Below are 22,222 nucleotides of genomic sequence, written 5' to 3'. Positions count from 1 at the left end.
TTTCAGCTTGTTCCAGATTGTTAAAGAGCATAATTGTTAAACTAACTCAGTGAATTAGTTTAATCATTATTGAGGACATCGTCTTTCACTCGATATCGGCGCAATTGGCGTCCCCTAGGGGATTCGAACCCCTGTTACCGCCGTGAAAGGGCGGTGTCCTAGGCCTCTAGACGAAGGGGACACGAAATATTGCACAACCATGTTGTGGCCTATTTCATGCAAGTCTTACCCTGTGGTAAGTCTCCCACGTATAGCCTATTGCTCTACTTTTCATCAGACAATCTGTGTGAACACTTCACAGGAACACTTCAATGGTAAGGAGGTGATCCAACCGCAGGTTCCCCTACGGTTACCTTGTTACGACTTCACCCCAGTCATGGATCACAAAGTGGTAAGCGCCCTCCCGAAGGTTAAGCTACCTACTTCTTTTGCAACCCACTCCCATGGTGTGACGGGCGGTGTGTACAAGGCCCGGGAACGTATTCACCGTAGCATTCTGATCTACGATTACTAGCGATTCCGACTTCATGGAGTCGAGTTGCAGACTCCAATCCGGACTACGACGTACTTTATGAGTTCCGCTTGCTCTCGCGAGGTCGCTTCTCTTTGTATACGCCATTGTAGCACGTGTGTAGCCCTACTCGTAAGGGCCATGATGACTTGACGTCATCCCCACCTTCCTCCGGTTTATCACCGGCAGTCTCCTTTGAGTTCCCGACCGAATCGCTGGCAACAAAGGATAAGGGTTGCGCTCGTTGCGGGACTTAACCCAACATTTCACAACACGAGCTGACGACAGCCATGCAGCACCTGTCTCAGAGTTCCCGAAGGCACCAAAGCATCTCTGCTAAGTTCTCTGGATGTCAAGAGTAGGTAAGGTTCTTCGCGTTGCATCGAATTAAACCACATGCTCCACCGCTTGTGCGGGCCCCCGTCAATTCATTTGAGTTTTAACCTTGCGGCCGTACTCCCCAGGCGGTCGATTTAACGCGTTAGCTCCGGAAGCCACACCTCAAGGGCACAACCTCCAAATCGACATCGTTTACAGCGTGGACTACCAGGGTATCTAATCCTGTTTGCTCCCCACGCTTTCGCACCTGAGCGTCAGTCTTTGTCCAGGGGGCCGCCTTCGCCACCGGTATTCCTCCACATCTCTACGCATTTCACCGCTACACATGGAATTCTACCCCCCTCTACAAGACTCTAGCTGACCAGTCTTAGATGCCATTCCCAGGTTAAGCCCGGGGATTTCACATCTAACTTAATCAACCGCCTGCGTGCGCTTTACGCCCAGTAATTCCGATTAACGCTTGCACCCTCCGTATTACCGCGGCTGCTGGCACGGAGTTAGCCGGTGCTTCTTCTGTCGGTAACGTCAATCGTTGATGATATTAGCATCAACGCCTTCCTCCCGACTGAAAGTACTTTACAACCCTAGGGCCTTCTTCATACACGCGGCATGGCTGCATCAGGCTTGCGCCCATTGTGCAATATTCCCCACTGCTGCCTCCCGTAGGAGTCTGGGCCGTGTCTCAGTCCCAGTGTGGCTGATCATCCTCTCAGACCAGCTAGGGATCGTCGCCTAGGTGAGCCATTACCCCACCTACTAGCTAATCCCATATGGGTTCATCCGATAGCGCAAGGCCCGAAGGTCCCCTGCTTTGCTCCTTAGAGATTATGCGGTATTAGCCACCGTTTCCAGTAGTTATCCCCCTCTATCGGGCAGATCCCCATACATTACTCACCCGTCCGCCGCTCGTCAGCGAGAAGCAAGCTTCCCCTGTTACCGCTCGACTTGCATGTGTTAGGCCTGCCGCCAGCGTTCAATCTGAGCCATGATCAAACTCTTCAATTAAAAGTAGTCTGATGCTCAAAGAATTAAACTGTTTATCAATTCGCTTCTGTTCGGCTAACTTTGTCGGCTTCGCTCCGCTTTCCTCGCCGTACCTCAGTACTGTCTCGGAAATGCTCACTCGCCTTCGCGTTATCCTTCCACAATCGAATTGCACATTGTTAGTTCATATATGAATTAACGTGTTAGTCACTCTTCAAGACTTAAAATCAAATATTTTTTTGATAGTGTCCTGTGAGTGCCCACACAGATTGTCTGATAAATTGTTAAAGAGCGTTGCGACTTTATCTTTCGATATTAACCGTTTAGGTTGTTGTCGCGAGGTGTCGTATACTACGTTTTTCTGTCAGAAAGTCAAGTGATTATTTTCAACTTTTTCTCTCTTTTTCACCTCAGTCATCACGAGGGTTTCTTTTTCAACCTGACCACCGAAGCGGTTTGTCGTGACAACGGATGCGCATTATAGGGAGTCAGGAAATTCTGGCAACTCTTTTTTTCACTTTTTTGTTTGATTGATGCATTCCACAGCAAAACACCCCCTTATACAGTCTTATTCACAATGTTATCCACAATCATAAAAATAATTAAAATATAACGCGCATTACGCAAACGTTTGCGTTACAATTAGCCTGAAAATTCATCGTTGATTTTGTTTTTATGTTCTGAAATTGTTAGTAGGTTATCTCTATCTATTACGATGTTGATGCATTTAAGCGATGGCAACACACAATAGATATATATAAGAAGAGTCATTTTACTCTTTCCACTAACTCTTACGGTTTTATTGCTTTCTTATCCAAGGGATCTATCTCATGCAACAGCTTCGTCCTATTCGTCGTGCCCTTCTCAGTGTTTCTGATAAAACAGGTGTTGTTGAATTCGCTAAGGCGCTTTCTCAGCGAGGTGTTGAACTGCTCTCTACCGGTGGAACCGCAAAACTGCTTGCAGAGTCAGGGTTAAACGTTACCGAAGTTTCAGACTATACGGGGTTCCCTGAAATGATGGATGGGCGAGTAAAAACACTACACCCTAAAGTGCATGGTGGTATTTTAGGCCGCCGAGGTATAGATGATGCTATCATGCAACAGCATGCTATCGAGCCGATAGATATGGTCGTTGTAAATTTATATCCATTCGCACAAACAGTTGCCAAACCTAATTGCACTTTAGAAGATGCTGTTGAGAACATCGATATTGGTGGGCCAACAATGGTTCGCTCTGCGGCTAAAAACCATAAAGATGTCGCGATTGTTGTTAACTGCCTTGATTACGAAAAAATCATAGAAGAACTCGATAATCACGATAATTCATTAAATTGGTCCACACGTTTTGACCTTGCAATTAAAGCATTCGAACATACCGCTGCGTATGACAGCATGATTGCTAACTATTTTGGTGAGCTAGTCGCTCCTTATTATGGTGATACAACACAGCCTTCCGGACGCTTTCCTCGTACCTTGAATTTAAATTTCATTAAAAAACAAGATATGCGCTATGGCGAAAACAGCCATCAAGATGCCGCTTTCTATATAGAAGAAAATCCTCAAGAAGCGTCTATCGCAACAGCGACACAGATCCAAGGCAAGGCATTGTCTTATAATAATATAGCGGACACAGATGCCGCTTTGGAATGCGTAAAATCTTTTGAAGAGCCTGCGTGTGTGATAGTCAAACACGCTAACCCTTGTGGTGTTGCAATCGGTAACAACATCCACGCGGCGTATGAACGTGCATTTAAAACCGATCCAACTTCGGCTTTTGGTGGCATTATCGCATTTAACCGTATGCTAGATAAAACGACCGCCGAAGCCATTATTGAACGTCAATTCGTTGAAGTCATTATCGCGCCAACCGTTGCAGACGATGCGCTTTCTATATTAGCAACAAAGCAAAATGTTCGAGTTCTGACCTGTGGAGAGTGGAATAAACCTATTGCGGGGCTAGATTTCAAACGTGTTAATGGCGGTTTGCTAGTACAAGATCGTGATTTAGGCATGGTTCAGGCCGATGAGCTACGTGTAGTCACAAAACGTCAACCGACTGAACGTGAATTAAAAGATGCTATGTTCTGCTGGAAGGTGGCTAAATTTGTGAAGTCCAATGCGATTGTGTATGCCAAAAACGATATGACAATTGGAATTGGTGCAGGCCAAATGAGTCGAGTCTACTCAGCCAAAATAGCGGGTATCAAAGCCGCCGATGAAGGCTTAGAAGTCGCAGGTTGTGCAATGGCATCCGATGCCTTTTTCCCATTCCGAGATGGTATTGATGCAGCAGCAGCAGTTGGTGTCACTTGCGTGATCCAGCCTGGAGGCTCTATTCGCGATAACGAAGTCATTGATGCCGCTAACGAACATGGTATTGCCATGATTTTCACGAATATGCGTCATTTCCGCCATTAATTTAACGTGGGGTAACAGTATGAATATTTTAATTATTGGTGGTGGCGGCCGCGAACATGCTTTAGCGTGGAAAGCGGCACAATCTCCGCTTGCAGATAAAGTTTATGTCGCTCCAGGTAATGCAGGTACTGCATTAGAACCATCACTGGAAAATGTTGCTATTTCTGCAACTGATATTGATGGTTTATTAACGTTTGCAAAAGAAAAGCAAATTGGCTTAACCATTGTTGGGCCTGAGGCGCCTTTAGTACTTGGGGTGGTTGACGCATTTCAAAAAGCAGGCCTAACCATTTTTGGGCCGACTCAAGGAGCGGCTCAGCTAGAAGGCTCTAAGGCTTTTACTAAGGACTTCTTAGCTCGCCATAATATCCCAACCGCTGCCTATCAAAATTTTACCGAGGTAGAACCAGCATTAGCCTACTTAGATAGAGTCGGTGCCCCCATCGTAATTAAAGCCGATGGACTTGCTGCGGGTAAAGGTGTGATCGTCGCGATGACGCTCGAAGAAGCTAAAGATGCCGTACAGGATATGCTTGCGGGTAATGCATTTGGTGATGCAGGTCATCGTATCGTTATTGAGGAATTCCTTGATGGCGAAGAAGCCAGTTTTATCGTCATGGTGGATGGTGAAAATGTTATTCCTATGGCAACCAGTCAAGATCACAAACGTGTTGGTGATGGTGATACCGGATTGAATACTGGCGGTATGGGGGCATATTCCCCCGCTCCTGTTGTGACAGATGAGATCCACCAACGCGTTATGGAACAAGTTATCTATCCAACAGTGCAAGGGATGGATGCAGAAGGTCATCGCTATCAAGGTTTCCTCTATGCAGGACTCATGATTGACAAAGCAGGCAATCCAAAAGTTATCGAGTTTAACTGCCGTTTTGGTGATCCTGAAACTCAGCCAATTATGATGCGTCTACAATCTGATCTCGTTGAATTATGTCTTGCTGGCGCAAAAGGTGAGTTAGCAGGTAAGGGTTCATCATGGGATGAGCGCCCTGCATTAGGCATTGTTATTGCTGCGGGTGGTTACCCTGGCGACTATCGTAACGGTGATGTGATCCTCGGCTTACCAACCGAAGAAGCGACAGATAGCAAAGTGTTCCATGCGGGAACAAAACTGAAAGATGGCGATGTCGTAACGGCTGGCGGGCGCGTACTGTGTGTCACAGCCCTCGGTAATGATATTGCTCAAGCACAGCAAAAAGCCTATCAAGCCGCGGCAAATATCCATTGGGATGGCAGTTTTTACCGTAAAGATATTGGCTATCGTGCCATTGCACGTTTGAAGTAACGACCACAAAAAACTCAGTCCATTAAGCTGATAAACAGGTTTCAACAAAACCGCTTTATCAGCTTTTTTATTGTATTTCTGTTTTTGTTTCTAACAGACAAAAGCTCTAAGTATTTCGTTGCCTAACTAGGCGGCACAGTAACTTATCTTCAGGAGTATACACAGGTATGTGACTGGGGGTGAGTTGCTGAAGCCAACAACGTGAGAATGCGAAAGACGACAAGCGGTGAGATTACAATGAATCTTTACTAGGTTGCCAGCGACAAAAATCCGTATCTGCTACCATCAAAAGCTGATTTCCTTCGGGCGATTCCAACCAAGCAATATTTAATTGCTTATGCCACACCTTTGCCCGATTTTCTAACCAATTCTGAGCATAAGGCTCAAAGATGACTTTTTTGGTATCGCCTTCACAAGTAACCACTTTGTCTTGTGACCAGTGACCTTGATACAACTTAACATCACCAACAACTAGGGCTGTATTAATATCGAGAATACGTTTCGCTTCAAAACGCCAGCGGATAATATCATCAGACGACAGGGCTGTTTTGCGATCTTTTTCTACGCGTTGCATAAAAACGACATCATCGTTTTTATCAAAGCGAAGCTGTTCCATGATTTCTTGTTCGCCTGCATTTAAGATCTGGCTACGGATTTGCCAAAGCTGACCTGAACGGTATTCAAAGAAATTAACTGAGGTATCGGTGCCTTTATAGGGGCTGTAAACCACCATTAGCACTTGAGGATCATGTTTAGCATCGTTCAGACGCCACATACGGATTACGCCATTATCAGCGATAAATCCACTTGCACTAAATTCAGGGAAGTTAGAGCGAGAAGAACAGGCGCTGAGCATTGAGAGTGCTCCCAATACCAGCAACCCTTTCCGAATGAACAAAAGGGGTCGTAGTCTCCCCCTCCTGATAATTCTTGTTTGCAACTTTCTTATTTTACCGCTTCTTTCAGTGCTTTACCGGCAGAGAAAGCAGGAACGTTAGTTGCTGGGATAGTGATTTCTTCGCGAGTTTGCGGGTTACGACCGGTACGCTCTGCACGGTGGCTGACTTTGAAAGTACCGAAACCGACCAGTTGTACTTGCTCGCCTTTTTTCAGCGTTTCTGAGATAGCATTCAGTGTTGATTCTAATGCTGCTTTTGCCTGTACTTTAGTCAGATCTGCTGATTCTGCGATAGCATCAACTAATTCAGTCTTGTTCATAAATTATCCTTACACAGTGTGTTTATCGTTTGCAAAGCATCGAGTGCGTCGGATATGCCAAATTGACAGCCCCTGATACACGCCCCCGATAGCCACTTCTCTTCTTGCCCCTAAATGTAGACCAGTCTAGGGGCAAATGTGAAGTCTTAGTCATCAGCATTACTGCTCTAAGTCACGTTTTATCAATGAAAACGCGAAAATTAGCTGATTGCAATGCCAATATTACTGACTCCCGCCTCGCGGAGGTCAGCTTTTAATCCATTAATTAACTCTAAGTCTCGCTCTTCACAGGCAGCCAGTAAACGGAAAATTTCCCACTGGATATCCCATTCCTCCTCAACAGAGGATAATTCTTTTAGTTCCTGCTCTGACATTTCCTTTCCGGCTTGCGTCATTTCGAGCATAGCAACGGTACGAATCGACACTTCACTAACCGCAATAGCATGACTCAGGGTCTCACCGCTTAATTTAGAGTGAATGACTTCGCCTAAGGCAATACAAGCATCAATCGCTGGATAAACGCCATACATGTCAAAATCATCAGCCGATGGGATGATTTCCTCTAATTTTTCTAACTGATTGTCGAAATTAATTTTGCTATCTTTTACGACCAGTGTTTCCCAAACCAAATCAAGTATGGCGCGGTAAACTTTTGCATCAGCAAACGAACTTTGTTGGCAAAACATTTGAAAGTTGGGGTACATTCTTTCGCACAAGCATGCCATAAAAGTAACATGTTGCCAGCTTTCTAGTTTTTCCAACCTCAAATGAATGGGATTTCTTAACATAATTTCTGACTCATCAATCTTAATGCTTCGCAGTTTACCTGAAAATCGGACAATGCCACATATTTTGCTGATAATTAGCTAGATTTCCCTTTCATTCGCTCAAAAAACGCTCGATTCGAGGCAATTCCATCCGCAAAACGTGTTGGCTCTGGGAGTCTGTAGCCCTTCAAACAACCTTCGACCCATTTTAAGGAAGAGTCAACACTCACTTTGTGACCTGGCGAAATAAACAGTGGGTTACAACGCTTTTTGCTTCTCAGCACCCATCCAAGTGGTTCTTCTCCATGGGTCAGTGGTTGGACACTGTCTTTTTCCTCATCGACCAATTTATAGTCGCCATACAATCGACTTTTAGCAACCCCGATTGTGGGAATATCAACCTGTAAGCCAAAATGGCATGCAACACCAAAACGTCGAGGATGAGCGATTCCTTGCCCATCAACTAACACTAATTCAGGTTTATGATTGAGTTGTTCCCAAGCCGCTACCAACCCGGGCACTTCACGAAAAGAGAGTAATCCAGGGATATAAGGTAACTGAGTCGGTATTCGTGCAATCTGATATTCAACCAATTGTAAGTCGGGCCAAGATAAAACCGCTATCACCGCACGTGTGATAGCGCCTTGTTGTTCAAAACCAACATCGGCTCCACCAATCAAAGTCGGTTGTAAATCCTCATCACGTAATACAACCCGTTGTGCGTTTTCTATTTGCTGTTGTCGCAACAAGTGGGTATCTATTGTCATGGTGAACTCAATACTAAATATGATTAACGATTAATGATAGAAGATAACAGCGTACTTACAAGAATATATCAGTACGCTGTTTAAAAACCGATCAACTATTGATGGTATTGACGTGAAAAACGATGAACGGCTTCTACGAATGCTCCCGCATGCTCAGGCGGAACATCTTGATGAATACCATGGCCTAAGTTAAAGACATGCCCATTACCTTGACCAAAGCCTGCAAGTATATTTTTAACTTCTTCTTCGATACGCGGTACTGGCGCATATAACATTGATGGATCCATATTGCCCTGCAATGCAACTTTATCACCAACACGACGGCGCGCATCGGCAATTTCCGTTGTCCAATCCAATCCTAAAGCATCACACCCCGTTGCCGCCATCTCTTCTAGCCATTGCCCGCCCCCCTTTGTAAATAACGTCACAGGCACACGGCGACCTTCGTTTTCACGCTGTAGGCCATCAATGATCTTATGCATATAGTGGAGCGAGAATTGTTGGTAATCACGCTTTGTCAGTACACCACCCCATGTGTCAAAGATCATCACCGATTGAGCACCCGCACGAATTTGCGCATTTAAATATAAAATAACGCTATCCGCTAGCTTATCGAGCAATAAGTGAAGGGCATTTGGCTCTTCATACATCATTTTTTTGATTTTAGTGAATGCTTTACTGCTTCCACCTTCAATCATGTAAGTGGCAAGGGTCCAAGGACTTCCCGAAAAACCAATAAGAGGTACATCGCCATTCAGCGCTTTACGGATCGCTCTAACCGCATCCATCACATAACCCAGTTCCATTTCAGGGTCAGGTACAGGAATCTTTTTAATATCACTCAGGCTCGTAATGGGCTTTTTGAAACGAGGACCTTCCCCTGTCTCAAAATAGAGACCAAGCCCCATTGCATCGGGAATAGTCAGAATATCAGAAAAGAGAATTGCAGCATCTAATGGAAAACGGCGTAATGGCTGAAGTGTCACTTCACAGGCCAGTTCAGTGTTTTTGCACAGAGAAATAAAATCACCAGCCTGTGCGCGAGTTGCTTTGTACTCCGGTAGGTAACGCCCTGCTTGACGCATCATCCATACAGGGGTGGTATCTACAGGCTGACGTAGCAAGGCACGTAGATAGCGGTCATTTTTCAACTCAGTCATTATTTACTCCATTATAATCAGTGGCCGCCGCAAATGGCTAAGGGTGACACTCGTATACTCCAAAAATTTGAGATGCTGCTAAGCAACAAGAGGGTGAGTCACTCGATCATTGATAGTTATACAACGCAAACACATGAACATAGTCAACAACACGACAACTTGAAGCAAGCTCAGTATATCATGTTAAAGATAACAATATCAGCGCCTAGGCAATTTAGGCGCTCAATAGTCCTCTTGGCGACAGAGTGCCACGGTATCCTCAATTAAACGTCTCGCAATAGTGTCACTCGGAGGGATTTTCGGTAAATTGTTGTAGTGATACCACCCAGCACTGACTAATTCCTTCGGATCAACGTTGATTTCACCGCTTTCATAATCGGCAAGAAACCCCATCATCAAAGAGTGTGGAAATGGCCAAGGCTGAGAAGACACATAGCGAATATGGCGAACTTTGATACCACTTTCTTCCATGACTTCGCGCGCAACAGCCTCTTCTAATGTTTCACCGACTTCAACAAACCCCGCAAGCACAGTAAAGAGAGGGTTTTGAGTATGGCGACGATGCTGAGCCAGTAATATGTGGTCATCACGACGAATAGCGACAATAATGCAAGGAGCAATTTGTGGATAATAGCGCTCATGACAATGGTCACAAAGACATGCCCATTCGGTTGTACTATGGCGCATCGCCGTTCCACAGTATCCACAATAGCGATGTGAACGGTAAAATTCCGCGAGTTGTACCCCTCTTCCCGCTAAACGAAACAACCCTTCATCTTGTGAAGCGACCAAACGAGGCGATGCCATATCTGCGGGCATTTTTTCAGCAATCAGCCAAACGGTTTCACCTTGCCACTCACCAATCGGCGTTGCAATTTTTCCGGATAATAACCAGTCACTTGCCGTTCCATGCGGCACATCGCCTTGTGGTAACCATAAACGTCCAGCAAAACAAACAAACCACCAGCCTTGCTCTGTTCCAACTAATGTTACTTTTTTCATTTTTCACATCTTTTATTGATATAAACAATTTTTACTCTTTCTCTATTAAATATCTGGAGGAGCAACTAGGCAACCTGTAAATGAAGCATCACACTATCGCTGCTAGTGAAAAAGGGAGCGTGCACGCCGTCAATCCATGATCTATACGCTGTCGGTAGTTAACGTCATGAATGGATGTAAAAACGCGTGGCCTAATACGATGTAATGCGTCATTTTTAGTGGTTATTTTTGACACTTTTTAGACAATTTCTTCCACAAAATATCGAAAAAGTGTCACAAAACCGTCAACTCACTGTCACGTTAGAAAATTAGCATGCTAATTAACCAATACGCCTCCACTATAGTGAGAAGAAAATGAAAGCGATCGTACCTGCTGTTTTGATTTCTCTAACAACATCAAGCCTTGCTTTAGCGAATGATGCTGATTTAACCCCATTAATTAATGCAGCCAAACAAGAAGGACAAGTTTACAGTGTTGGTATGCCAGACACTTGGGCTAACTGGAAAGGAACTTGGCAAGATCTCGAAAAAACCTACGGATTGAAACATCAAGATACGGACATGAGCTCTGCACAAGAAATTGCAAAGTTTGCCGCAGAGAAAAACAACGCCACTGCCGATATTGGTGATGTGGGTGCATCATTTGGCCCTGTTGCCGTACTAAAAGGGGTTACTCAGCCTTACAAACCTACCACATGGTCACAAATTCCTGATTGGGCAAAAGATAAAGAGGGTCACTGGGCCCTCGCTTATACTGGAACGATCGCCTTTATGATTAACAACGATCTCGTCAAAGATGCCCCAAAAAGTTGGGATGACCTATTGAAAGGCAAATATAGAGTGACTGTGGGTGATGTGGGTATTGCCGCCCAAGCGAATAATGCTGTCTTAGCCGCTGCTTTTGCTCGTGGTGGTGATGAAAACAATTTACAGCCTGCTATCGAGTTTTTTGGTGAATTAGCCAAACAAAAACGTCTATCCGTTAATGACCCTACGGTCGCCAATATCGAAAAAGGCGAAGTTGAAGTTGGTATCCTCTGGGATTTCAATGCGCTAAATTATCGTGACCAAATCAATCGTGATCGTTTTACGGTTGTCATTCCCTCTGATGGCTCTGTTATTTCTGGCTACACCACCATCATTAATAAATATGCAAAAAACCCTAATGCAGCAAAATTAGCGCGTGAATTTATCTTTAGTGACAAGGGACAAATCAATTTAGCGGAAGGTTATGCGCGTCCTATTCGTGCCGAATATCTAACATTACCCGATGATATTAAAGCTAAATTGTTACCGGATGAACAATATAAGAATGTGCACCCCATTAAAGATGCCGAAGGGTGGGAAAAATCTTCTCGCACATTACCCAAAATGTGGCAACAACAAGTCTTAATTCACCAGCAATAATGTGCCTTTAGGAATAAAATTTCTCATGTCTGATAAAGTTATACTTGTTGTCCTTGACGGCCTAACCTATTCAGTAGCCCATGATTGCATGGGCTATCTCAATGCATTGATTGAAGCTGACCAAGCCACGCTTTATAAAATGGAGAGTGAGTTGCCCTCGATGTCTCGGCCTCTATATGAATGCATTTTGACGGGGATTTCTCCTGCAAATAGCGGCATTGTCAATAATGACATCGTACGTTTATCCCACTTTGAAAGTATTTTTTCACTTGCACGAAAAGCAGAAAAAACCACTGCCGCTGCGGCCTATTATTGGGTTAGTGAACTGTACAATAGAGCGCCTTTTGTCGCCACTCGAGACCGCTTTACTTGCGATACACAACTCGCAATTCAATATGGCTGCTTTTATCAAGCGGATCATTACCCCGATGATCATCTGTTCGTCGATGCTGAATATCTACGTACCCAATATCATCCTGATTTCTTATTGATCCATCCAATGAATATTGATGATACAGGCCATAAATTCGGACTGGACTCCTCACAATATCGTAATAGTGCACGGAAGGCGGATATTATCCTCGCGAATTATCTCCCAACATGGATTGAGCAAGGCTATCAAATCATCATTACCAGCGATCATGGTATGAATAAGGATCATAGCCATGGTGGCATACTCCCAGAAGAACGACATGTTCCATTGTTTGTTATTGGGGGTAAGTTTTCACATCATGCGCAATGCCATATTGAACAAACCGCGCTCTGTGGAACCATTTGTACTCTACTCAATATTGATCATGCAGATAAACAAGTCTGTAACGAATTATTGGTAGGAGGTAACTAATGGCGGATGTTAGCCCCCCTTGTGAGCAAGCCAGCTCCCCGCTGGGGAGAATACTGATGGGCAAAAAATGTTTCTCGCGTTTGCGCTGGCAAGCGGCACTTTTAACCGTACCTTTTTTCATTTTATTTTGTCTATTTCAAATCGCACCAATGATTTGGGTATTGGTTAATAGTTTTATCTATGAAGAAAGTTGGTCTTTTGCGAATTATGCTGAGATTGTTAGCAACGATTTTTATTTGCAGGCCTTTGAAAATACATTATGGCTATCAGTCATTTGTAGTATCGTTGGGTTGCTCGTTTCCGCTATCACTGCCTTTTCTATTTATAAAATGCAGGGGCGAATTCGCAGCATGATGATCTCTTTTACTACCATGGCCAGTAATTTCAGCGGTGTCCCCCTCGCGTTTGCCTTTATCATTATTCTCGGTTTTAACGGTGCGATTACTTTACAACTCAAGGCGTGGGGGATCATTGAAGAGTTCAATATCTATAGCGCTAGTGGGTTAATGGTACTGTATATTTATTTTCAAATTCCACTTGGGATCCTATTACTCTACCCTGCTTTTGATGCGCTAAAACCGGAATGGGAAGATGCCGCCAAAACAATGGGAGCCAGTAAATTGGCCTACTGGTGCAAAGTCGCAATCCCTGTCCTCGCGCCTGCATTACTCGGTACATTTATTATTTTAGTCGCTAATGCGGTTGGAGCCTATGCCAGTACTTACGCACTGACGAGTGGAAACTACAACCTAATTACGATTCGTATCGCTAGCCTTGTATCAGGTGACCTCTACTTAGAGCCTAATATGGCGGCTGCATTATCGGTATTGCTGATTGCGATCCTTGGTTTTATCACCGCCATCCATCATTGGCTGTTAAAACGGAGCTATCATGCCAAGTTATAGCCTTACGACCAAATCACACCAAACGTCTGGCCTTTGGTTACATAAATTAATCCTGATTAGCGTCGCGAGCCTGCTTGCCCTGCCTATCGTGGCGACATTTATTTATTCTATCGCGACACAATGGGGAGCAACGGTGTTACCCGATGCCCTCTCGCTAAAATGGTATTTACAACTCTGGCAAGACCCTCGATTTTTGTTGGCCTTCGGACGCTCTCTGATTATCTGTTTCGGCACGCTGTTGGTGAGTACGCTAGTTATTTTACCGATGACATTTGCCGTGTTTTATCGTTTCCCGAAACTAAAAGGATTGATGGATCTCCTGATTATTCTTCCTTTTGCAATTCCACCGGTGGTTTCATCCGTCGGATTATTACAAATTTTTGCCGATGAACCTTTTATGTTGGTCGGCACTCCGTGGATACTCATCGGTACTTATTTCACTATTACCCTACCTTTTATGTACCGTGCGTTAGCAAACAGTTTTCAAGGGATCAACCTGCATGATTTGATGGATGCGGCACATTTGTTAGGTGCAAGTACTTTCAAGGCTTTTTTATTGATTGTGTTACCGAATATTCGTAAAGGCCTATTGGTATCTCTATTAATTTCATTTTCATTTTTAATGGGTGAATTCGTCTTTGCCAACATTTTGGTCGGTACACGTTATGAAACCCTGCAAATCTATCTATTTAATATGCGTCAAACCAGTGGGCATTTTACCTCTGCGTTAGTGATGTCTTATTTCCTATTTACATTGCTTCTCACATGGTTAGCAACTCGAATGAGTCGCTCTGGAGATAAATAATGAGTTATGTCATTGCTGAAAATTTGAGTAAATCATTCAGCCAAAATCACGTCTTCTCAAATATCCAATTCACAATTGAAAAAGGTGAATTCATCACCTTACTCGGGCCCAGTGGCTGCGGGAAATCGACATTATTACGCTGTATTGCAGGACTCGAACAACCGGATCATGGTGAGCTGTATATTAATCGTCAAAATATAACCCACCAAGCTGCTCAGCAACGTGGGATCGGTATGGTTTTTCAAAGCTATGCCTTATTTCCGAATATGACTATTGAAGATAACATCGCTTTCGGCTTAAAAATGCGCAAAGTAGAGTGTCAGGAACGAAGAAAAGCAGTAGCAGAAGTTATTGAAATGGTTGAATTACAAGGTAAAGAACATCAGTTTCCTCATCAGCTTTCAGGGGGACAACGTCAGCGGGTAGCCCTTGCACGAGCACTGGTGATGAAACCACAGATTTTACTCTTAGATGAGCCATTATCAGCACTTGATGCACGTATTCGTAAACATCTGCGACAACAGATTCGCCATATTCAACGTGAATTAAAACTCACGACGATTTTTGTGACTCATGATCAAGACGAAGCGATGATCATGTCTGATCGCATCTTTTTAATGAATAAAGGCGCTATTATCCAGAGTGATACCGCTGAAAATATTTATACCCAGCCAGCGAATGAGTTTGTGGCACGTTTTATGGGTCACTATAACCTTGTCGATGCAGATAAAGCGAATGCCTTATTGGGGCTAAATTTACAAGGCACACTCGCTATTCGCCCTGAATCCATCTATGTTAAGGAGACAGGACGCCACTACGGCGATCATATTTCACACCCTGTTGATGCAATCATTCTTGATCATCAACTACTAGGAAACATTATTCGTTACTCAGTCAATACGGCTGCGGGTAACATGACGGTTGATTTGCTTAATCGTTCGTCTGAACGACTCTTTGAACCCGGTACTCGCCTAGAGTTAATGTTTAACAAGAATGAAATTCGTGCATTTAGTTAGCGAATCGTAAAAAGAGGCATAATGCAAAATAAATTAGCCGTTTTTGATTTAGATGAGACCTTAATTCAAGGTGATAGTAGCGTGTTGTGGACACAATACCTGTGGGATCAGCAAATTATCACAGATCCTCGCTTTGTCGAAGCGGATAAACAGATGATGGCACAATACAATGCGGGTACGCTGGATATGGCAACTTACCTGCGTTTTAGCCTACAGGCTTTAGCTGGGATCAGTACCTCACAAATTGATCTCTGGTTAGCCGATTTTGTTGACACTATGGTGGTACCGCGCATCTACCCTGAAGGGATCCGTACTATCGAAAATTATCGACAACACGGCATTCCGATCATAGTGATCTCCGCAACAGTCTCATTTATTGTGAAAAAAATCGCCGAACGTTTAGGCGCTGACGTTGTAATGGGGATCGATATAAAGCAGCAAAATGGCTGCTATACCGATGAAGTCGAAGGTATTGCGACATTTAAAGAAGGTAAAGTCAAACGGCTCCTCCAGTGGATCCGCCACCAGCCAATTACCGATGCCTATATCTATTTTTATACTGATTCCGCTAACGACCTTCCTATGTGTCAATTTGCGGATGAAGTGTTTATTGTTAATGGCGATCAAAAACTACAACGGGCAGCGGAAGAAAATAACTGGCGACAATATACGTGGCAACTTTAACCTTATTTTTAGTTTGAATACGCCATTATTAAAATATTCTTTTCCTTTAAGCCATGTATATGCCATTCCTCGAAACCATGCATATGTCACTTCCTCTAAAGCGCATATAGGAAAGCAAAGATATCCCAAGGAGCATACACACGTATGTGACTTGGGTCGCTGAGCGCAGCCAACACACTTATCGTGTGAAGGATGACAAGGAAAATGCTTGAGAATAACCCAGAGAACACTATACTGGAGTCTCTTGTCGGAGTGCTCAGTGGTGTATACCACGAGCTGAGACCGTTAATTCGGGATCCGCGGAACCTGATCGGGTTAATACCCGCGAAGGGAACAAGAGTAATCATTTAGCGCCCAATTTTGTTTATTTCGCAGCTCATATTGATATTGATGAAAAAACTCACAATATGGCGAAACTAACAGCACAGCAAAATGAAAGCGCAACATCTTACTATTACTCCATCCGAACTCCAGACAAGCAACTTTCTTACGATAAACCAGAACGCTATGCATACCGCATAATCGTTCGTGACAATGTCAGGAAATTGCTATGTCCCAAAATAATATTATCCCTACAACTGACCTTTCACCTAAAGCTGCACCTGCACGAACGCGAAAAGCGCAACGTGATGCTGCTGAAAACTTCATTAACACGGTTTCTGGCGTCTCATTCCCTAATTCCAAACGTATCTATTTAACGGGATCGAGAGAGGATATTCAGGTACCTATGCGAGAAATTCAACTCTCGCCAACACTGATTGGTGGTGATAAAGATAATCCACAATTTGAAGATAATGAAGCGGTGCCCGTTTATGATACGTCGGGTCCTTATGGTGACCCAGACTCGGAACTGAATGTCCATAAAGGATTAAAAAAGATCCGTGAAGGTTGGATCCGCGAACGTAATGATACTGTTCAGGTTGATAACCTCAGCTCTGATTTTACACAACAGCGACTCGCTGATGCGGGGCTAGACCATTTAAGGTTTAATCATCGCCCTCGCCCATTAAAAGCGATCTCTGGCAAGCGTGTCACTCAGTTACACTATGCTCGCCAAGGTATTATTACCCCGGAAATGGAATTTATCGCCATTCGTGAAAATATGGGCCGTGAACGTATTCGTGGTGAGGTATTAAGGCAGCAGCATCCAGGACAAAGTTTTGGGGCGAATCTACCGGAAAACATCACGCCTGAATTCGTTCGTCAAGAAGTCGCAGCGGGTCGTGCCATCATACCCGCCAATATCAATCACCCTGAATCAGAGCCCATGATTATCGGCCGTAACTTCTTAGTGAAGGTGAATGCCAATATCGGTAACTCATCGGTCACTTCATCCATTGAAGAAGAAGTCGAGAAACTGATTTGGTCTACTCGCTGGGGGGCAGATACTGTGATGGATCTGTCTACTGGACGCTATATTCATGAAACTCGCGAATGGATTCTACGGAATAGCCCTGTGCCTATCGGTACTGTTCCTATTTATCAAGCGCTAGAGAAAGTCAATGGTGTCGCCGAAAACCTAACATGGGAAATGTTCCGTGATACGTTATTTGAACAGGCAGAACAAGGCGTCGATTACTTCACCATCCATGCAGGCGTATTATTGCGTTATGTTCCAATGACCGCGAAGCGTTTGACAGGCATTGTCTCTCGCGGTGGCTCGATTATGGCGAAATGGTGCCTCTCTCATCATCAAGAAAATTTCTTGTATGAAAATTTCCGTGAAATTTGCGAAATCTGTGCGGCTTATGATGTTTCTTTATCATTAGGGGATGGTTTACGCCCTGGCTCCATTCAAGATGCAAACGATGCTGCACAATTTGCCGAGTTACACACGCTTGGTGAATTGACAAAAATTGCATGGGAATATGATGTACAGGTGATGATTGAAGGGCCGGGGCATGTGCCAATGCAGATGATCCGTCGTAACATGACTGAAGAGCTTGAGCACTGCCATGAAGCACCATTTTATACATTAGGCCCTTTGACTACCGATATTGCACCGGGCTATGACCATTTCACATCAGGCATTGGAGCCGCCATGATTGGTTGGTTTGGTTGCGCAATGCTGTGTTATGTCACGCCTAAAGAGCATCTGGGTTTACCCAATAAAGAAGACGTTAAGCAAGGGTTGATTACCTATAAAATCGCAGCGCATGCCGCTGATCTTGCCAAAGGCCATCCCGGTGCACAAATTCGTGATAATGCCATGTCCAAAGCACGTTTTGAGTTCCGCTGGGAAGACCAATTCAACCTCGCACTCGATCCTGATACTGCCCGTGCTTATCACGACGAAACCTTACCGCAAGCTTCTGGGAAAGTTGCTCATTTCTGCTCTATGTGCGGCCCTAAATTCTGCTCAATGAAAATTTCGCAGGAAGTACGTGACTATGCGGCACAAAAAGAAGCGGGAATGGAACAAATGTCCGAAGCTTTCCGAGCCCATGGTAGTGAGTTATATCATAGCGCTGAGGTCGTATCCGATGACAAAATTGCCTAATACACCTTTTGCCCCTACAGAACATCGACTCGGCCTGTATCCCGTGGTCGACTCTGTCGAATGGATTGATCGTCTACTCAATGCAGGCGTCACAACCATACAGCTCCGTATAAAAGATAAGCGTGAAGATGAAGTTCGTGATGATATCCAACAAGCGATAGCTTTAGGCAAAAAACATCATGCACGTTTATTTATCAATGACTATTGGCGTTTAGCCATTGAGTTTGCTGCCTATGGTGTGCACCTCGGTCAAGAAGACCTAGAAACCGCCGATCTACTTGCTATTCATCAAGCAGGGCTACGTTTAGGTATCTCAACCCATGATGAGCATGAACTCGCCATCGCAAAATCAGTGCGTCCTTCTTATATTGCAATGGGGCATATTTTCCCGACACAAACTAAAGAAATGCCGTCATCTCCTCAAGGATTAAACACACTAAAAGCCATGGTGCAGGCGACTCCAGACTATCCAACCGTTGCTATCGGTGGCATTTCTATCGATAAAGTGCCCGCCGTACTCGCAACTGGGGTGGGTAGTGTTGCCTTAGTAAGTGCAATTACCAAAGCGGACGATTGGCTAGAGGCAACAAAAACACTTTTGCGCCTCGTAGAAAATCATTGATTACCTGAATCAAACCTACAGCATACTTTCTTGTAGCTGTAGGTGAATTCGAGGAGTTTATCATGTTAAATGATCACGAATTTATGCGTTACAGCCGCCAGCTATTGCTTGAAGATATTGGGCCAGAAGGTCAAACCAAGCTGAAAAACAGTAAAGTGCTCATTGTTGGTCTCGGTGGTTTAGGTGCCCCAGCATCCCTTTATTTGACAGCTGCTGGTGTGGGTGAATTGTGGCTTGCTGACCACGATGAATTGCATCTCTCTAATTTACAAAGGCAAGTTTTATACGGTACCGAAGACATCCCACAATCAAAAGCTAAGCTGGCCTCAGAACGACTGCAACACCTTAATCCATTAGTGACAACCCATGTTTTACAAAAGAAATTAGATAGTCAAAGCTTATTGCCACTTGTCGAGCAAGTCGATCTAGTCCTCGATTGTTGCGATAACATGGCGACGCGTCATGCTGTGAATGAAGCCTGTGTGATAGCCAATAAAACACTCGTTAGCGGGAGTGCTGTTGGGTTTGGTGGACAGTTAATGGTGCTCGAGCCTCCTTTTAATCATGGTTGTTATGCCTGTTTATATCCCGACCAAACGGAGCCTCAACGTAACTGTCGTACCGCTGGTGTTCTTGGGCCTGTCGTTGGTGTCATTGGCACCTTACAAGCCTTAGAGGCGATTAAGCTATTAGTTGGGTTACCTTCCTCTTTAAGTGGAAAATTGCGTTTATTTGATGGCAAACAGCAACAATGGAATACATTGCAGCTAACCCCTTCTATTCAATGTCCTATCTGTCGAGAAGAAACATGCGCCTTATAATTAACGACCAACCAATGGAGTTCGAGGCGCCATTAACGGTGTCTCAATTACTTACCGCGATAGAACGTAGTACCGTTGGTACGGCTTTGGCCATTAACCAAGTTATCATTCCTCGTCATCAGTGGGATTCACACCATCTAAATGATCAAGACAATATTTTATTGTTTCAAGCTATCGCTGGAGGCTAATCATGTTAAAAATTGCCGATGTCACTTTTCAATCACGTCTATTTACCGGAACAGGGAAATTTGCCAACCCAACCTTAATGCAAGCGGCAATAACGGCATCAGGTAGCCAGCTCGTTACTATGGCGATGAAACGTGTTGACTTACGTGGCAATGACGATGGAATTTTAAAACCTTTACAAGAACTTGGCGTAAAACTACTCCCCAACACGTCGGGGGCCAAAAATGCTCAAGAAGCCATTTTCGCGGCACGTCTTGCTCGGGAAGCTTTAGGTACGAATTGGGTAAAGTTAGAAATCCACCCAGATGTCAAATACCTACTGCCCGATCCCGTTGAAACCCTTCTTGCAGCAGAGCAGTTGGTCAAAGAAGGCTTTGTGGTACTTCCCTATTGCAGTGCAGATCCGGTTCTCTGTCGACGGCTCGAAGAGGTGGGTTGTGCGGCCGTAATGCCTTTAGGTGCGCCGATTGGAACCAATAAAGGGTTAGTAACCAAGGAGATGCTACGGATCATTATCGAGCAAGCCGCCGTTCCTGTCGTCATTGATGCGGGGATTGGTGCTCCTAGCCATGCCCTTGAAGCCATTGAAATGGGCGCCGATGCGGTATTAGTCAACACGGCCATTGCCGTTGCTAATGATCCGGTACTGATGGCAAACGCATTTAGAGTTTCCCTAGAAGCAGCAGAACTCGCTCGGCAAGCCGGTCTTGCTAGACCTAAACAACATGCTGAAGCATCCAGCCCCTTAACCGAATTTTTGGGAGCACTGCAATGAGTACAAGCTTTCGTCAACGCTGGCAACAGCTCAATTGGGATGACCTTACATTACAAATCTATGCCAAAACAGCTCAAGATGTACAACAGGCACTTGCTAACGACACCCTAACACTCAATGATTTTATGGCGTTACTTTCGCCTGCCGCTCGTCCTTTTCTTGAACAGCTGGCGCAGAAAGCTCAAAAGTTGACACGACAACGTTTTGGCAACACGGTCGGATTTTATGTCCCGCTATATCTATCAAATTTATGCGCGAATGATTGCACTTATTGTGGTTTTTCGATGAGTAATCGTATTAAACGAAAAACCTTAGATAAACATGAAATCATTAATGAATGCGAAACGATCCGTAAAATCGGTTTTGATAGCCTGTTACTGGTGACGGGTGAACATCAATCTAAAGTTGGGATGGATTATTTTCGTGAACACTTGCCTACTATACGCAGCTACTTTAGCTCCTTGATGATGGAAGTTCAGCCACTCGCAACTGAAGAGTATGCCGAACTTAAAGCTTTAGGGCTAGATGGCGTCATGGTATATCAAGAAACCTACCATGAACCGGCTTACCAGTTGCACCACCTAAAAGGTAAAAAGCAGGATTTTCACTGGCGATTAGAAACTCCAGACCGTTTAGGACGGGCCGGAATCGATAAGATAGGACTCGGAGCATTAATTGGTTTGTCTAATAGCTGGCGAACTGACTGCTATATGGTGGCAGAACATCTGATTTACCTCCAAAAACACTATTGGCAAAGCCGCTATTCAATTTCATTTCCGCGATTACGTCCTTGTGCTGGTGGCATCGAGCCGGCTTCTTTAATGAATGAAGCTGAACTCGTGCAACTAATTTGTGCCTTTCGTTTATTAGCCCCAGATATTGAGTTATCACTTTCCACTCGTGAATCCCCTTATTTCCGCGATCATGTTGTCCCTCTAGCCATTAATAATGTGAGTGCGGGCTCCAAAACACAACCGGGCGGCTATGCCGATGACCATGCGGAATTAGAACAATTTTCCCCACACGATAATCGTAGCGCTGCCCAAGTTGCCGAATCACTGATCCGTTCAGGATTACAACCTGTTTGGAAAGATTGGGATGGCTACCTAGGCCGTTAAATTATCAGAGATAAACTTCATGGATGAGGTTTATCCCTTTTTTAGCTACTTTTTAACTAGGCTTGTCA

The 22,222-nt window shown here is 44.4% G+C and carries 20 protein-coding genes, 1 tRNA gene, 1 rRNA gene and 1 riboswitch; of the genes, 14 read left to right on the top strand and 8 right to left on the bottom strand.

All coding sequences use genetic code 11. From position 1 onward, the window contains the following. Positions 1 to 105 precede the first annotated feature (105 nt). Positions 106 to 181, bottom strand: a tRNA-Glu gene (locus tag P2E05_RS01800). Positions 182 to 315: 134 nt separating this feature from the next. After that, a 16S ribosomal RNA gene (locus P2E05_RS01795) occupies positions 316 to 1,855 on the bottom strand. Positions 1,856 to 2,664: 809 nt separating this feature from the next. Between P2E05_RS01795 and purH the strand changes: the two genes are divergently transcribed. Together purH and purD are read left to right on the top strand one after the other, a co-directional pair. Continuing rightward, the gene (gene purH, locus P2E05_RS01790; RefSeq protein ID WP_154624805.1) at positions 2,665 to 4,254 is read left to right on the top strand and encodes a bifunctional phosphoribosylaminoimidazolecarboxamide formyltransferase/IMP cyclohydrolase; all 1,590 of its coding nucleotides are present in this window, start codon (positions 2,665 to 2,667) and stop codon (positions 4,252 to 4,254) included. 19 nt (positions 4,255 to 4,273) lie between these two features. Then, positions 4,274 to 5,557 (top strand): phosphoribosylamine--glycine ligase, encoded by a 1,284-nt coding sequence (gene purD / locus P2E05_RS01785; protein ID WP_163860569.1) that lies wholly within the window; start codon positions 4,274 to 4,276, stop codon positions 5,555 to 5,557. A 232-nt stretch (positions 5,558 to 5,789) separates the two neighbouring features. Here the strand turns inward: purD and P2E05_RS01780 are convergent, their stop codons facing one another. From P2E05_RS01780 to nudC, 6 genes are all read right to left on the bottom strand, one after another. Beyond that, positions 5,790 to 6,413 carry a DUF1481 domain-containing protein gene (locus P2E05_RS01780; protein ID WP_154624803.1) on the bottom strand — a complete coding sequence of 208 codons (624 nt, stop codon included), beginning with the start codon at positions 6,411 to 6,413 and terminating at the stop codon, positions 5,790 to 5,792. Positions 6,414 to 6,502: 89 nt separating this feature from the next. After that, a complete protein-coding gene (locus P2E05_RS01775) occupies positions 6,503 to 6,775 on the bottom strand; it encodes an HU family DNA-binding protein (protein ID WP_004924821.1) in 273 nt (90 codons plus the stop codon). 200 nt (positions 6,776 to 6,975) lie between these two features. Beyond that, positions 6,976 to 7,563, bottom strand: coding sequence for a YjaG family protein (locus tag P2E05_RS01770; protein WP_154624802.1), 588 nt, complete (start codon positions 7,561 to 7,563; stop codon positions 6,976 to 6,978). A gap of 74 nt (positions 7,564 to 7,637) precedes the next feature. Then, positions 7,638 to 8,309: a deoxyribonuclease V gene (gene nfi / locus P2E05_RS01765; protein ID WP_196714209.1), complete on the bottom strand. Its 672-nt coding sequence runs from the start codon at positions 8,307 to 8,309 to the stop codon at positions 7,638 to 7,640. A 95-nt stretch (positions 8,310 to 8,404) separates the two neighbouring features. After that, a complete protein-coding gene (gene hemE, locus P2E05_RS01760; RefSeq protein WP_154624800.1) occupies positions 8,405 to 9,469 on the bottom strand; it encodes a uroporphyrinogen decarboxylase in 1,065 nt (354 codons plus the stop codon). A gap of 222 nt (positions 9,470 to 9,691) precedes the next feature. Then, complete coding sequence (nudC, locus tag P2E05_RS01755) at positions 9,692 to 10,471, bottom strand: NAD(+) diphosphatase (RefSeq protein ID WP_154624799.1); 780 nt, start codon at positions 10,469 to 10,471, stop codon at positions 9,692 to 9,694. A 354-nt stretch (positions 10,472 to 10,825) separates the two neighbouring features. Between nudC and P2E05_RS01750 the strand changes: the two genes are divergently transcribed. From P2E05_RS01750 to thiH, 12 genes are all read left to right on the top strand, one after another. After that, positions 10,826 to 11,878, top strand: coding sequence for an ABC transporter substrate-binding protein (locus tag P2E05_RS01750; RefSeq protein ID WP_154624798.1), 1,053 nt, complete (start codon positions 10,826 to 10,828; stop codon positions 11,876 to 11,878). 25 nt (positions 11,879 to 11,903) lie between these two features. Continuing rightward, a complete protein-coding gene (locus tag P2E05_RS01745) occupies positions 11,904 to 12,722 on the top strand; it encodes an alkaline phosphatase family protein (protein WP_272658086.1) in 819 nt (272 codons plus the stop codon). Then, complete coding sequence (locus P2E05_RS01740) at positions 12,722 to 13,627, top strand: ABC transporter permease (RefSeq protein ID WP_163860567.1); 906 nt, start codon at positions 12,722 to 12,724, stop codon at positions 13,625 to 13,627. The genes P2E05_RS01745 and P2E05_RS01740 overlap by 1 nt, the downstream gene beginning before the upstream one ends. After that, complete coding sequence (locus P2E05_RS01735) at positions 13,614 to 14,432, top strand: ABC transporter permease (protein ID WP_154624795.1); 819 nt, start codon at positions 13,614 to 13,616, stop codon at positions 14,430 to 14,432. The genes P2E05_RS01740 and P2E05_RS01735 overlap by 14 nt, the downstream gene beginning before the upstream one ends. Continuing rightward, positions 14,432 to 15,448 carry an ABC transporter ATP-binding protein gene (locus P2E05_RS01730; protein WP_276122984.1) on the top strand — a complete coding sequence of 339 codons (1,017 nt, stop codon included), beginning with the start codon at positions 14,432 to 14,434 and terminating at the stop codon, positions 15,446 to 15,448. Before P2E05_RS01735 ends, P2E05_RS01730 begins: the two co-directional genes overlap by 1 nt. A 21-nt stretch (positions 15,449 to 15,469) precedes the next feature. Continuing rightward, the gene (locus P2E05_RS01725) at positions 15,470 to 16,132 is read left to right on the top strand and encodes an HAD family hydrolase (protein ID WP_154624793.1); all 663 of its coding nucleotides are present in this window, start codon (positions 15,470 to 15,472) and stop codon (positions 16,130 to 16,132) included. A 238-nt stretch (positions 16,133 to 16,370) separates the two neighbouring features. Beyond that, positions 16,371 to 16,482: riboswitch (TPP riboswitch) on the top strand. 200 nt (positions 16,483 to 16,682) lie between these two features. Then, a complete protein-coding gene (thiC, locus tag P2E05_RS01720; protein WP_247047217.1) occupies positions 16,683 to 18,632 on the top strand; it encodes a phosphomethylpyrimidine synthase ThiC in 1,950 nt (649 codons plus the stop codon). After that, complete coding sequence (gene thiE, locus P2E05_RS01715) at positions 18,616 to 19,254, top strand: thiamine phosphate synthase (RefSeq protein ID WP_276122983.1); 639 nt, start codon at positions 18,616 to 18,618, stop codon at positions 19,252 to 19,254. The genes thiC and thiE overlap by 17 nt, the downstream gene beginning before the upstream one ends. A gap of 62 nt (positions 19,255 to 19,316) precedes the next feature. Next, on the top strand, positions 19,317 to 20,075 hold the full coding sequence (locus tag P2E05_RS01710; RefSeq protein WP_163860564.1) for a HesA/MoeB/ThiF family protein: 759 nt from the start codon (positions 19,317 to 19,319) through the stop codon (positions 20,073 to 20,075). Further along, on the top strand, positions 20,063 to 20,263 hold the full coding sequence (thiS, locus tag P2E05_RS01705; RefSeq protein WP_196714216.1) for a sulfur carrier protein ThiS: 201 nt from the start codon (positions 20,063 to 20,065) through the stop codon (positions 20,261 to 20,263). Before P2E05_RS01710 ends, thiS begins: the two co-directional genes overlap by 13 nt. 2 nt (positions 20,264 to 20,265) lie before the next feature. Beyond that, positions 20,266 to 21,036: a thiazole synthase gene (locus P2E05_RS01700; RefSeq protein WP_154624788.1), complete on the top strand. Its 771-nt coding sequence runs from the start codon at positions 20,266 to 20,268 to the stop codon at positions 21,034 to 21,036. Next, entirely contained in the window at positions 21,033 to 22,154 is a 1,122-nt protein-coding gene (gene thiH / locus P2E05_RS01695; RefSeq protein WP_196714217.1) for a 2-iminoacetate synthase ThiH, read from the top strand. The genes P2E05_RS01700 and thiH overlap by 4 nt, the downstream gene beginning before the upstream one ends. Positions 22,155 to 22,222 lie beyond the last annotated feature (68 nt).

Source organism: Providencia stuartii, from assembly GCF_029277985.1.
In the GTDB taxonomy this organism is placed as follows: Bacteria; Pseudomonadota; Gammaproteobacteria; order Enterobacterales; family Enterobacteriaceae; genus Providencia; species Providencia zhejiangensis.
This window is presented reverse-complemented; position numbering and strand designations above follow the sequence as displayed.

Excerpts from the sequence above, each read along its gene's own strand:
- P2E05_RS01735 (WP_154624795.1), top strand. The coding sequence starts at position 13,614 with ATGCCAAGTTATAGCCTTACGACCAAATCACACCAAACGTCTGGCCTT.
- P2E05_RS01710 (WP_163860564.1), top strand. The coding sequence starts at position 19,317 with ATGTTAAATGATCACGAATTTATGCGTTACAGCCGCCAGCTATTGCTT.
- P2E05_RS01775 (WP_004924821.1), bottom strand. The coding sequence starts at position 6,775 with ATGAACAAGACTGAATTAGTTGATGCTATCGCAGAATCAGCAGATCTG.
- nudC (WP_154624799.1), bottom strand. The coding sequence starts at position 10,471 with ATGAAAAAAGTAACATTAGTTGGAACAGAGCAAGGCTGGTGGTTTGTT.
- P2E05_RS01700 (WP_154624788.1), top strand. The coding sequence starts at position 20,266 with ATGTTAAAAATTGCCGATGTCACTTTTCAATCACGTCTATTTACCGGA.
- P2E05_RS01740 (WP_163860567.1), top strand. The coding sequence starts at position 12,722 with ATGGCGGATGTTAGCCCCCCTTGTGAGCAAGCCAGCTCCCCGCTGGGG.
- purD (WP_163860569.1), top strand. The coding sequence starts at position 4,274 with ATGAATATTTTAATTATTGGTGGTGGCGGCCGCGAACATGCTTTAGCG.
- nfi (WP_196714209.1), bottom strand. The coding sequence starts at position 8,309 with ATGACAATAGATACCCACTTGTTGCGACAACAGCAAATAGAAAACGCA.
- thiE (WP_276122983.1), top strand. The coding sequence starts at position 18,616 with ATGACAAAATTGCCTAATACACCTTTTGCCCCTACAGAACATCGACTC.
- thiC (WP_247047217.1), top strand. The coding sequence starts at position 16,683 with ATGTCCCAAAATAATATTATCCCTACAACTGACCTTTCACCTAAAGCT.
- P2E05_RS01780 (WP_154624803.1), bottom strand. The coding sequence starts at position 6,413 with ATGCTCAGCGCCTGTTCTTCTCGCTCTAACTTCCCTGAATTTAGTGCA.
- P2E05_RS01750 (WP_154624798.1), top strand. The coding sequence starts at position 10,826 with ATGAAAGCGATCGTACCTGCTGTTTTGATTTCTCTAACAACATCAAGC.
- hemE (WP_154624800.1), bottom strand. The coding sequence starts at position 9,469 with ATGACTGAGTTGAAAAATGACCGCTATCTACGTGCCTTGCTACGTCAG.
- thiS (WP_196714216.1), top strand. The coding sequence starts at position 20,063 with ATGCGCCTTATAATTAACGACCAACCAATGGAGTTCGAGGCGCCATTA.
- purH (WP_154624805.1), top strand. The coding sequence starts at position 2,665 with ATGCAACAGCTTCGTCCTATTCGTCGTGCCCTTCTCAGTGTTTCTGAT.
- P2E05_RS01730 (WP_276122984.1), top strand. The coding sequence starts at position 14,432 with ATGAGTTATGTCATTGCTGAAAATTTGAGTAAATCATTCAGCCAAAAT.
- P2E05_RS01770 (WP_154624802.1), bottom strand. The coding sequence starts at position 7,563 with ATGTTAAGAAATCCCATTCATTTGAGGTTGGAAAAACTAGAAAGCTGG.
- P2E05_RS01725 (WP_154624793.1), top strand. The coding sequence starts at position 15,470 with ATGCAAAATAAATTAGCCGTTTTTGATTTAGATGAGACCTTAATTCAA.
- thiH (WP_196714217.1), top strand. The coding sequence starts at position 21,033 with ATGAGTACAAGCTTTCGTCAACGCTGGCAACAGCTCAATTGGGATGAC.
- P2E05_RS01745 (WP_272658086.1), top strand. The coding sequence starts at position 11,904 with ATGTCTGATAAAGTTATACTTGTTGTCCTTGACGGCCTAACCTATTCA.